Here is a 12,279-nt window from a genome sequence, read left to right as displayed (position 1 = left end):
AATAGAGTACCGTCCCGGCACCCGGACACAGATCACGCTGGAAGGTTTCTACAAGACCTACGACAAGTATCCCGTGTCGCTCGCCGACAGCATCGTGCTTGCCAACAAGGGGACGGATTACGTTGCCGTGGGTGACGAACCCGTGAAGTCGCTCGGCGAGGGACGGGCATACGGGGTGGAGCTCATGATACGCACACAAGAATTTTTCGGCATCGTGGCTTCTGCCGCCTATACCTATTTTTACTCGGAATTCAAACAGATGGATCACAACTTGCGCCCGACATCCAAGTATATCCCCAGTAGCTGGGACAACCGTCATATCTTTTCGCTCACCGCTACCCGCAAACTGGGGCTTTGGGATGTCGGCATGAAATGGAGGTACACAAACGGGGCTCCCTTCACTCCCTACGACCGAGAAACGAGTTCACTGATCGTAGCGTGGGATGCCAAGAAGCAACCTTATCTCGATTACTCTCGTTTTAATAGCGAACGGGCATCCTCGTTCCATCAACTGGATATTCGGGTTGACCGGAGCTTCTATTTCAAGAAATGGTCGCTTATCTTGTATGCCGACATACAAAATATATACAACCACAAGACGAAAAGCCCCGATCTCCTTGTCCCGGAAGAGGACGCGAACGGAAGCTACCGGGTAGACCCCGATCGTCCGGGGCACTACCTGATGCGATATATAAAAAATGACACGGGGACATTACTTCCCTCTGTTGGCATAATTGTTGATTTCTAAAGTAAAATAAAATATAAGCCGATTATGAAAAACATTATTTTTGATTTAGGAGGAGTGGTAGTCGAATGGAACGGAGAACAAGTAATCGACTCATTTAAAGGGAATCCGACGTTGATCATGAACATCAAAAACAAGGGATTCTTCAAAGACTATTGGACTCAATTCGACAAAGGAATTCTCGGGCGAGAAGAACTCGTGAACAAAGTATCCGTGCTCACCGGAATATCCGCCAAAGAATGTGATGCTTTCGTGGAACACGTGAAACGCTCGCTGGTACCGATTCCCGAAACAGAAGCGTTAATCAGGCTATTGTCCGCGCAAGGCTACAAACTGTATTGTCTATCCAATATGTCGCTCGACTTTTACGAGTATCTCAAGACGCGGGAAGTGTTCAACTATTTCGACGGGCAGATTATCTCGGCGATAGAACACATGGTTAAACCGGACAGGGAGATTTACGAGTTGATATTGAAACGATATCACTTGAAACCGGAAGAATCACTATTCATAGATGATCTTGCCGCGAATGTCAAAGCCGCACAGGCTCTCGGCATTAACACGGTACATTTCTCGGATAAACAGAAAGGGTACAAGGAAATCAGGGAGAGGTTGGGGAAAAAGGTTTCAAATTTTTCTTCCTGATAAAGTAATAAAAACGACAACAGAGCATAATGCCGGTCAGGGTGAGCCCGAGAGGATAACCCGTCCAAACCCCTTCAATACCCCAATCCAGAACGAAGCCGCAAATGTAAGAAACGGGCAAAGCGACCACGAAGTAGCCGATAAAGGAAATGACAGCCATAGAAGTCACATCCGAAACGCCTCGCAGGGCATTGGCAAAGATAATTTGCAGACTGTCACCGAATTGGTAAAAAACGAGGATCACCATCAACACGGCAACCAAGTCTACCACCTCTCCCGATGAAGTATATACCAGTCCGATATGTCCCCGTACCGACAGGAAGAATATGGAAACGGTCAAAGCCAACAAAGCTAACAAGTGGATTCCCGCCATGGTTGCCCGTTTCACGCTCGCGATATCTCCCCTACCGTAAAAGTTACTTACCCGTATCGAAACCGCAGACCCGACACCATAATACACCATAAATCCAAGGGTGGATATAGAGGCTACCACCTGATGCGCCGCCAAAGCGACCGTGCCCAGCCAACCGATCATTACCCCGCTGATGCTGAATAACGCTGTTTCCATCCCCATTTGCAAACCGACCATGATTCCCATACGATTCAGCACCCGCAAGTCTCCCGAATTATACGCTGTCCGACGATACCCCACCAAATAACGACGATAGGACAAACGCCGGAAAAACAAGACGGCGAACGCGACAAACATGAATACCCGGGATGCCAGCGTGGATATTCCCGCTCCCGTTAAGCCGAGTGCCGGAAGCCCGAAAGTCCCGTAAATCAGAATCGTGTTCCCGATAATATTCAGCACGTTGGCGGAGAGCATGATCCACATGGAAGTCTTCGTGTCCGTGATGCCGTCGGCAAATTGCTTGAAGCTGTTGAACATCATCACGAAAACCAACGAGGCTAACTGTAACAGGAAATAAGGCCGAATGAGCGGCAGTAACTCTTCCGGCTGTCCCATGCGATGAACATTCAAGAAAACCACTCCCATGATCAACGAGAGCAACACCCCGATCATCAAATTAGCCAACAGACTGTTGCGCAAAAGACCGCCTACCCGGAACTTATTCCCCCGACCGAAAAATTGCCCGATCAAAGGAGTCAACCCGTATGAGAAACCCAAGCCGAAAAGAATCGGGATATTGAACACGCTATTCACGAACGAGGAAGCCGCCAGATCAGCCGTACTGAAATGTCCCACCATAATATTATCCACCAACCCGACCACGACAACCCCTAGCTGTCCCAACACGATAGGCACGCCTATCTTAACCGTTTCCGAGTAATGCCGCCCGTATTTCCGTAACCAATTGCTCATGCTGTCCGTTTGAAAACACAAAAATAGAGATATATCCCAAAATATTCTAACTTTGCCCCGAATGATTGTTTCAATTTATAAGGCAAGACTCTGACAGGCGATTTTGAAAAAAATATTTAACCGTTGTCACCCGCGGGTGAATATTATTTGTCTCAAATGTAGGGATGGTATGTGAACAATGAAGATTAAAAAGACAAAAAGAGATGGAGGAAGAGACTAACATGCATTTATTCTCGACAGATGAACGTAGCAAACAACTGTTTACCACGTTTTATCCCGCGTTATGTCTTTTTGCCAACCGCATCTTGAATAATTTTGACGAGGCCGAGGATATCGTTCAAAATGTTTTCATTACCTTGTTACATAAAAAGGTGAAAATAAACAAAATAAACTCACTCAAAGCCTACCTTTACAGTTCGGTACATAACGCTTGTATTAATCACTTGAAGCATCAAGCATATATCACTGAAAAAATGAAAGACTTCGAGCAAGAAGTCTATGAAGAAAACAGTTACCTGCTTCAGCGAATCGAAAGCGAGATTATGGAAGAAATATTCAGTACCATCGAGAAACTTCCGGAAGAATGCCGGAAGGTCTTCAAACTAAGCTACATCGACGGTATGGAGGTTTGTAAAGTTGCCGAAACCCTTCAGATCTCAGAAAACACGGTGAAAACCCAACGCCTGAGAGCACGCAAATTCTTGAAAGAAAATTTAAAAGACTTGTTCCCCTTATTAGTCATTATTTTTCCTTGTTTTTAAAAATCTTCGAAAAAATAATACCCTCTGTCACCCGCGGGTTCAATTCTTTTGTCTTAAGGATAAGAGACGCCATAAAATGAGAAAAGAATCCGACATACAGAAAATTTCCGAACTAATCTTGAAACAGATGAGGCAGGAAATCACGGAAGAAGAAAAACTCTTTCTCGCCAATTGGTTGAAACAATCGAATAAAAACCAAGAATTATACGTTCGTATACAAAACGAAAACTATATACTGGAACAATATCGATTGAAACAAACGATTGACACGGACAAGGCATGGAAACACGTGACTTCCTTTCCCCGAAGACGCGTATCCCGCTATTTCGGGTACGCGGCAACCATTCTCCTTCTTCTCGGTACCTATTTTATTTACCGGATAGAAAGCCGCACGGAAATAAAGCCAAAAGATGTAGTTGCCATGAAACCGATTCAACCGGGAGTGGGCAAAGCCACCCTCATCGTGTCGAACCGGGAAGAGATACAATTGCACAAGAACTGCCAACTTGAATTAACGGATAATTCCGGGACAAAATACCGGAATGATTCTGCCACGTTATATTACCAAACCGGAACACCCGAGAATACAACCGCCCAAACGGATAATATCCATACCTTGGTTATCGGCAGAGGGGGAGAATACAGCGTCATGCTGGCGGACGGGACGAAAGTACATCTAAATTCCGATTCCAAACTCCGGTATCCGGTTACTTTCACGCGATCCGAACGCCGGGTGTATCTCGAGGGAGAAGCCTATTTTGAAGTCAGTCGGGATGAGCGACACCCGTTTATCGTGGAAGGAAAAGATTTTGCCGTACAGGTACTCGGTACAAGTTTCAATATATCCAACTACAAGGATGATGACGTGTCGCGGGTCGTGTTGCTGGAAGGTAGTGTACAAGTTAAAAAAGCAAACAAAAACTATAAACTGAAACCCGACGAAGCCCTCGAAATAAGCGGGGACGACATCAGCATCAAAAAAACAAACGCCAGAAACGCCATATCGTGGAAAAATGATAAATTTTATTTCTCCAACGAACGGCTGGAAGTCGTCATGATGAAATTGGCAAGGTGGTATGATGTGAACCTGTTCTACACGAATCAAACCATTAAAGATTACCACTTCACGGGTTTCATTCCCAAATATGCCGATATCACAAAAGCATTCCGCGTGTTGGAACTGACCGCTGATGTAAAATTTGAGGTAAAAGATCGAACAGTGACTATTATGAGGATATAATAATACAAATTAAATAGCTTATTATTAATTATTTATTGATTCGAAACACGAATCAATTCGGGTGTTGTGTGCATAAATCACACGTATGTAAAAACTTAAAAAAATTACCATGAAGTACAAATTGTTATTATTGCTCTGTTTTTTCACAGTAGCGTTCTTAACTGAAACAGAGGCTTCTGCCAGAAAGAAAAAGAAAGAAACGGCAAAAACTCCTGTCAAAAAAGAAAGTGCTTACGACAAGCTCTTTAAAAAAGACCACACACAAGCAAAAGGACTCATCAATTTACATCGGGTCGATAATAAATTGTATTTTGAACTTCCCCTTCAACTTTTGGGAAAAGACATGTTACTGGGATCGACCGTAACGGAAATCAGTGATAACGGGGATGCCATCGTGGGACAAAAACCCAAAGAGCCGTTGCACATACAATTTACCATGATCGATTCCACGATTCAATTAAGGCAAATTTTCAATTACTCGATCACACGCTCTGAAGATAAAAACATAGCCAATGCCATCGAGAAAGCCAACATCGGGGCTATTATCGGGGTTTACAAGGTTGAAGCCTACAATCCGGACAGCACGGCGGTGGTCTTCGATATCACCAAATTGTTCGTGGGTGATAACAAAGACCTCGAACCGATCGATGATTACGGTGCCAATACTTACGGGGGATATCTGGTCAGAAGCAGCCGCTTCCAGCAAGACAAATCTTTCCTCGGGGAAATCAAGGCATTCGAGGATAATGTCCTCGTGAGGAGCCACCTCTCTTACGAGTGTGATATCCGCGGAGGACAGAACTATTACGAATACAAAAAACCGCTTACGGTAGTAGCAACCCGGAGTATCGTACTCTTGCCGGAAATCCCAGCGAGACCCCGTATCGCGGATCCGCGAGTGGGAATATTCCCGACCATTAAAATCCAATACACGAACACCGACAACAAGGCTGTTAATGTTTTTTACGCCAACCGTTGGAGACTGGAACCATCGGACGAGATCGCCTTCAAAAAAGGACAACTCGTGGAACCGAAAAAGCCGATTGTTTTCTACATCGACGATAATTTCCCGGATATGTGGAAAAAATACATCCACATGGCAGTAGAGGACTGGAATCTGGCATTTGAAAAAATCGGTTTTAAAAAAGCTATCATCGCCAAGGATTTCCCGAAAGACGATCCGGAATTTGACCCGGACAACTTGAAATATTCTTGTATCCGCTACGTGCCGATCGAGGTTGCCAACGCCATGGGTCCCTCTTGGGTTGATCCGAGAACGGGTGAGATTATTAACGCTACCGTACTGGTGTACAATGATGTTGTTAAACTGATCAATAACTGGCGTTTCGTTCAAACGGCTCAGATCGATCCTTCTGTTCGGACGAAAAAAATGCCGAAAGAAATTATGGATGAGTCGCTTACCTATGTATTTGCTCACGAAATCGGACATACGTTAGGTTTGATGCATAATATGGCCGCTTCTAACGCCTTCCCGGTAGACTCTTTGCGTTCTGCTTCTTTCACTCAGAAATACGGAACGACTCCTTCTATCATGGATTATGCTCGTTTCAACTATGTAGCTCAACCGAATGATAAGGGTGTTAGATTGACCCCTCCTGATATGGGTGTTTATGATCTGTATGCTATCAAATGGCTGTATTCTCCGATCCCCGGAAATAAATCAGTAAAAGAAGAAGCTAAAGTATTGGAAAGCTGGGTTGACGAAAAAGCCGGCGATCCGATGTATCGTTACGGAAGACAACAAATTTACAGTCGTTACGATCCGAGTGCTTTGGAAGAAGATTTAGGAGACGACGCTATGAAAGCCGGTGATTACGGTATCAAGAACTTGAAATATATTTTGAAGAACTTGAATAACTGGATTACGGATGATCCTTCAACCGCTCATCGTCAAGATTTGTACATGAGTATTGTGAATCAATATTTCCGTTATTTGAACAATGCATTGGTGAATGTCGGTGGTATCTACTTGTCTGACGTGAAAGACGGAACTCCCGGAAAACGTTATGAAGCCGTACCGAAAGAGATTCAAAAGAAAGCCATGAATTGGGCGATCAAACAAGTTCGTAATAGCGATTGGTTGAATGATAAGGAGTTGACCTCTAAATTCCCCTTGGCTTTGAATATGTCTATTACCCTGAGAGCTGCTGTTGCCAAGAAGTTATTCGGATTGAATAAGAATGTAATGGTTTCTTCTCATGTGGCCGATAAAGCTTATTCCTTGAAAGAGTTCTATGATGATTTGTATGCCGGAATCTGGGAGCCGACGATTCAGGGCCGTAAGTTGACCGAAGGCGATAAGTTGTTGCAAAGAAATTTGGCAGCAGAGGTTGCAGCCGCTGTTAACAAAGTAGTAGGTAAGAAGAGTGGAGGATTGTTCGGGTTACAAGGAGAAAACTTGGAACTTGATGCTTATGCACCTTCTGTAGATGAGATTGTTGCTTACGGATTGGATGAGTCGGGATCTGTTGCCCGTTTCCAAAAACGTTTACGTCATATTGAAAATGAGTACGGAGCCGGATGTGTTGCCGCTCAAATGCAAAAAAATCAATTCGGTGATGTATACGGATACGGATGGCAACGTGAAATCCGGATCGACAATATCGATGAGACCGGAGCTTACAATACGGTTTTGATGGAAAAAATGATCTCTTTGTTAAAGAGTAAAATCCCGTCAGCTAATGCTGCCGATAAAGCTCATTACCAGGCTATCCTGTTATCTTTGGAAGCTGTGAAGAAATAAGATAATGGTATGTATTTCATAAAAACGTGTTGAGGAAACTCAACACGTTTTTTTTGATTTATATCAAGTCAACCTGAGAGACTGACTCTTATTTTTGCATCGTTAAAATGAATGGCGATGGAAGATCAGAAGAGCTTACGGGTGCGATTGTTTAAATTGACAGGGCCTATTTTTATCGAGACCTTGTTGATCATGTTGTTGGGTGCGATGGATACCTTTATGTTGAGTCGTTATTCCGATGATACGGTTGCGGCCGTGGGGGTGGTCAATCAATTGTTGAATCTGGTCTTTTTGGTATTCGGCGTGAGTACTGTCGGTACTTCGGTACTTTGTTCACAATATTTGGGGGCAAAGCAGCATAAGAATGTCATACAGGTTGTGGGTGTTTCCTTGCTTTTTAACACGTTGATCGGTTTGTCTATCAGTGCCGTTTTATTCTTTCGGGCAGAATCCTTGTTGAAGATGATGAATCTTGATCCGGGCTTGGTTGCCGACGGTTTGGTTTATATGCGAATCGTGGGAGGTTTTGCTTTTTTGCAAGCGATTGCTTTAACTCTATCTGCCGTGTTGAGAAGCCATAACAAGGCTTTTTATCCGATGCGTGTGACCCTGCTGATGAATGTACTGAATATATTAGGTAACTATGCCTTGATTTTCGGAAAGTTCGGGTTACCTCAAATGGGTGTGGAAGGTGCGGCTATTTCGACTTCATTTTGCAGGATGATAGCTTTGGTTTTATTGACTTTTATTTTGTTTCGTAAAGTAGTGCGGGAATTTCCAATTGCTTACTTCCGTCCGTTTCCTTTTGATAAGTTAAAGAATTTATTACATATCGGTTTACCGGCTGCAGGGGAGCAGGTTTCGTACAGTTTATCGCAGGTCGTTATTACTTACTTTACGATTATGTTGGGCACGGGAGCTTTGACGGCCAGGACTTATGCCATGAATATTGTTTTATTCTCTTATGTTTTTTCGGTGGCCTTGGGGCAGGGTGCGGCTATTTGTGTAGGGCATTTGGTGGGGGCCGATCGTCCGCGTGCGGCTTTTGTGTTGCAACGTTATTGTTTGCGTCTTTCCGTTATTGTCTCCATCAGCGTGGCAATCGTCACGGCATTATTTAGTAAGACGATATTCAGCCTGTTGACCCGTAATCCGGAAATCGTTGGGATGGGAATAGTGATACTGTGTATCGATGTCGTGTTGGAGGTGGGGCGTGCCGTAAATATTCTTTCCGTAAATGTTTTGAATGCGGTAGGGGATGTGACTTATCCTTTTGTGACCGGTGTTATCGTAATGTGGGGTGTGGCTACTGCTTTAAGCTATGTTTTCGGTATTAGCTTGGGATGGGGATTAGCCGGCATGTGGATTGCCTTTACCCTGGATGAGGGTATCCGGGCTATTGTTTTTGTACGTCGTTGGAATAGCCGAAAATGGGTCGGGAAGAGTTTTGCCCGGGTAAAATCTCTGCCCAAAGACTCTTGTTCCCATGCAGCTTAATGCTTTATAGGAGACCTGCCCGTACCCGGCTAAGGGTTTCCGGGGTCATACCGAGACGGGAAGCAATATGGACGAGAGGGGCTCTTTTTATGATCTCCGGGTGTTCGTTTGCCAGCCGATGGTAACGCTCCCTGGCGGTTTCAAAACGGCATGCATCTGCTTTTTGCTGTGATTCGATAAGCGAGTTCTCTAATAATTTGCCGTAAAAGTGTTCAATCTCATGATTCTCTTTCATCAGGGAGTGTAACTTATCGTAAGGCATGGAGTAGATAACCGTGGGTTCTAACGCTTCTATGATTAGTCGGCTCGGTGTTTGCCTGAAAAAACTCTCGAGTGAAACAAATAGTCCGTTTTCATAGGCGAAGTGTTCGGTCAAATCCCGTCCTCCCTTGATGTAGTAAAGGCGGATCATTCCTTTCTCAACTAAGCTGTAGTACCGGCATACCTCTCCTTCCCGTAAAAATACCTCCTCCTTGTCCAATTCGAAGCGGACCAGAATATCGGCTAATGCTACCTGTGAGGCCGGGGATATATAGGCCGCCTGTGCGACCAACGATCGTATGATTTTAGACGTATCTTCCATGCGGGCAAAATAATGAAAAATTTCGGAAAATATCTGTTATATTTGCTCTATAAACTCCTACTAAGATGAAATTACTTATTATTGGACTGATTGTATTCTTGTTTTTGAATAGCTGCGAACATCCGCATTTTATTTCGGATCGTGATTATCGAATAGAGGTTCGGCGTGATTTCGATCGGAAAAGAGAGATGTTGATAAAATCTTCGGAAAATGTATTGGAAATTTTCGATACTCCCATGAATTGGGAAGAACGGGAAGCGATGGAGTTTCTGTATGCTTATTCTCCTTTGGTGGATATTTCCATGCAAAGCGGAACGTTTTTCTTAAAGAATATCAAAGCTTCACTACAGGCTAAAAAAGAGATGCCTTGGGGGAAACGTATACCGGAAGAGATATTTCGTCATTTTGTTCTTCCGATAAGGGGAGGGAAAGAGGCCTTGGATTCCTCTCGTTTGGTGTTTTATAAAGAGTTGAAGGGTAGGGTAATAGATTGTAAATCTATGGAAGAAGCGGCCTTAGAGGTAAATCACTGGTGCCATGAGAAGGTTATTTACAGGCCAACGGATGCGCGTACTTTTTCTCCTTTGGCAACCGTGAGCACGGCTTACGGACGTTGCGGGGAAGAGTCGGTGTTTACATTAGCGGCTTTGCGGGCTGTGGCTATTCCTGCCCGGCAAATTTATACACCCCGTTGGGCACATTGTGATGATAACCACGCCTGGATAGAAGTATGGGTGGATGGAGAATGGAAATATTTGGGAGCCTGTGAACCCGAACCCCGGTTAAATATGGCGTGGTTTACCGTTCCGGTACAGCGGGCCGTTTACGTGGAGGCGGATGTTTTCGGACGTTATAAAGGAGATGAAGAGGTGGTATATGCCACTCGGAACAGTACCGGCATTAACGTGACGGCTCATTATACGAAGACCAGACCGACGGTCGTGCAAGTTGTTGATTCTCTTCAACGACCTGTTGCCGGAGCAAAAGTGGAATATCGGTTGTTTAATTACGGAGAGTATTATTCGGTAGCAACCTTGTATTCGGATGAAGAGGGAAAAACCCGTTTGACGTTGGGATTGGGAGATCTGATTGTTTGGGGCTCTAAGGGAGAGAAATACGGGTTTGCAAAATACGATGTAAAGGAAGGGGATACCGTTCGCATTGTCTTAAATAAAGAGGTGAACAGTCATTACGCGGAAGAATATGTTTTGGTTCCTCCGGTAGCGGAACCTGTCGATGCTATTGCCAGTAGTGAGGAACGTGCTGTTAATGACAGAAGGTTTACGCGGGAAGATTCTATCCGAAATGCTTATGTCGCTTCCTTTATGCAGGAAAAGGAGGCTGAAGAGATAGCGAAAGAGTTGGGCGTTGATCCGGAACAATTCGTTCGGTTCGTAAAAATAAGCCGGGGAAATTACAAGGAGACTGTACGTTTTATCCGGGAGGTGCTTCCGGAACAAAGAGAAACAGCGATGGAGTTGCTGAGCGTGGTTCCGGAAAAAGATTTGCAGGATACCCCGGCTCGGGTATGGACGGCTCACTTGAATTCAGCCTGGAAGTACCGGGAGGCTCCGATGTTTAAGGAATATATCTTAAATCCGAGGATTCGTAACGAGTTTTTGACGGCTTATCGTCCGCTATTGACTGATTATCTGTCGAAGAGACGTATCTCTTCCGTGGCTGACCTGTTGGAAGAGATCAATAATATTCAGGTGATAGATTCGATCTATCCGGCTAAGATCATTACTCCGCCGGAGGGCGTTTTGCGTACGGGAATTACGGATTCCCGTTCAAGAGATATCTTTTTTGTTGCCGCTTGTCGTTCTTTGGGAGTTCCGGCACGGATCGAGCCTGTTTCGGGGAAACCGGAATACTATGATAATGGAAGTTGGAGATCACTTTCGGTTGCCGTATTAGATTTCGTCGGGCCGAAAGGGAGACTGATGATACGTTATAGGGGGGATGAGGTAAAGGACCCGAATTATTTTTTGAATTTCACAATAGCTCAATTGAGAGATCAAACGGTCCGTACCATAGATTTGGGAAGTAATGCCGCGGTTGATATGGGAGCCGGAGCTTCTCTGAAAACCATATTTGCAAAGCCGGTAACTTTGGAAGAGGGAAATTATCTTTTAATCACGGGTAATCGTAGGAGTGACGGTACCGTATTGTCGAATATGACCTCATTTCGGATAGATCCTGATGAAACAACTGTTTTGGACATGCATATCGCTCCGTGTAAAGAAGTGAACCGAATATTAGGATATATCGATCCTGATTTGGCTTGTGGTTTGGAGGAGAATGGTAACCGGGAATTTTTAGAATGGCCTTTGGCGGGTTATACGGCTTTGGCTTTGATAGAAGCGGATAAGGAGCCTACTAATCATCTGTTACGGGATGTTAGTAGCATGAAAATTGATTTTGAAGAGTTAGGAATACCGATGACATTTATTTTTCGGAATAAAGAACAGTGGAAAAAATTTGATCGATCGGCTTTCCGACCCTTCCCGACCGTTTTGAGTTTCGGTTATGATATCGAGGAGGAGGTGTGGCGTGCATGGGAAAAGGCCTTGGAATTAAAAACGAAACAATTGCCCTGTGTTATCGTGGTGAATCGAAAGGGAGAGGTCGTATTTATATCCCAAGGGTATAGAGTGGGCTTAGGTTCTCAATTATTAAAAATGATGCAATTAAAATGATGGGGTGGAATTTTGTGT

The 12,279-nt window shown here is 44.4% G+C and carries 9 protein-coding genes; 7 read left to right on the top strand and 2 right to left on the bottom strand.

Translation table 11 applies throughout. From position 1 onward, the window contains the following. Together QZR76_RS06445 and QZR76_RS06440 are read left to right on the top strand one after the other, a co-directional pair. Window positions 1-748: TonB-dependent receptor (locus tag QZR76_RS06445; RefSeq protein ID WP_363664719.1), on the top strand; the 748-nt coding region annotated here is incomplete at its 5' end. Between the two features lie 24 nt (window positions 749-772). After that, window positions 773-1,390, top strand: coding sequence for an HAD family phosphatase (locus tag QZR76_RS06440; protein ID WP_294141471.1), 618 nt, complete (start codon window positions 773-775; stop codon window positions 1,388-1,390). On the opposite strand, the gene QZR76_RS06435 is transcribed toward QZR76_RS06440, so the two are convergent. After that, entirely contained in the window at window positions 1,347-2,717 is a 1,371-nt protein-coding gene (locus QZR76_RS06435) for an MATE family efflux transporter (protein ID WP_227216877.1), read from the bottom strand. The genes QZR76_RS06440 and QZR76_RS06435 overlap by 44 nt on opposite strands. Window positions 2,718-2,920: 203 nt before the next feature. Here QZR76_RS06435 and QZR76_RS06430 point away from each other — a divergent pair, with 203 nt between their 5' ends. The 4 genes from QZR76_RS06430 (at window position 2,921) to QZR76_RS06415 (ending at window position 8,979) form a co-directional block, all read left to right on the top strand. Beyond that, window positions 2,921-3,478 (top strand): RNA polymerase sigma-70 factor, encoded by a 558-nt coding sequence (locus QZR76_RS06430; protein ID WP_099291132.1) that lies wholly within the window; start codon window positions 2,921-2,923, stop codon window positions 3,476-3,478. Window positions 3,479-3,554: 76 nt separating this feature from the next. Beyond that, window positions 3,555-4,718, top strand: a complete 1,164-nt coding sequence (locus QZR76_RS06425) for a FecR family protein (RefSeq protein WP_099291133.1) — start codon at window positions 3,555-3,557, stop codon at window positions 4,716-4,718. A 109-nt stretch (window positions 4,719-4,827) separates the two neighbouring features. Continuing rightward, window positions 4,828-7,482 (top strand): zinc-dependent metalloprotease, encoded by a 2,655-nt coding sequence (locus QZR76_RS06420; protein WP_294141469.1) that lies wholly within the window; start codon window positions 4,828-4,830, stop codon window positions 7,480-7,482. 117 nt (window positions 7,483-7,599) lie between these two features. Continuing rightward, window positions 7,600-8,979, top strand: a complete 1,380-nt coding sequence (locus tag QZR76_RS06415) for an MATE family efflux transporter (protein WP_294141467.1) — start codon at window positions 7,600-7,602, stop codon at window positions 8,977-8,979. Window positions 8,980-8,983: 4 nt separating this feature from the next. Here QZR76_RS06415 and QZR76_RS06410 read toward each other — a convergent pair whose 3' ends face one another. Further along, complete coding sequence (locus QZR76_RS06410) at window positions 8,984-9,562, bottom strand: Crp/Fnr family transcriptional regulator (RefSeq protein WP_294141465.1); 579 nt, start codon at window positions 9,560-9,562, stop codon at window positions 8,984-8,986. Between the two features lie 65 nt (window positions 9,563-9,627). Between QZR76_RS06410 and QZR76_RS06405 the strand changes: the two genes are divergently transcribed. After that, window positions 9,628-12,261: a transglutaminase-like domain-containing protein gene (locus QZR76_RS06405; protein ID WP_294141463.1), complete on the top strand. Its 2,634-nt coding sequence runs from the start codon at window positions 9,628-9,630 to the stop codon at window positions 12,259-12,261. The last annotated feature ends 18 nt before the right edge of the window (window positions 12,262-12,279 follow it).

This window comes from uncultured Sanguibacteroides sp. (genome assembly GCF_900543425.1).
In the GTDB taxonomy this organism is placed as follows: domain Bacteria; phylum Bacteroidota; class Bacteroidia; order Bacteroidales; family Marinifilaceae; genus Gabonibacter.
Note: the sequence above shows the minus strand (reverse complement) of the source record. Positions and strands in the feature narration are given on the sequence as shown.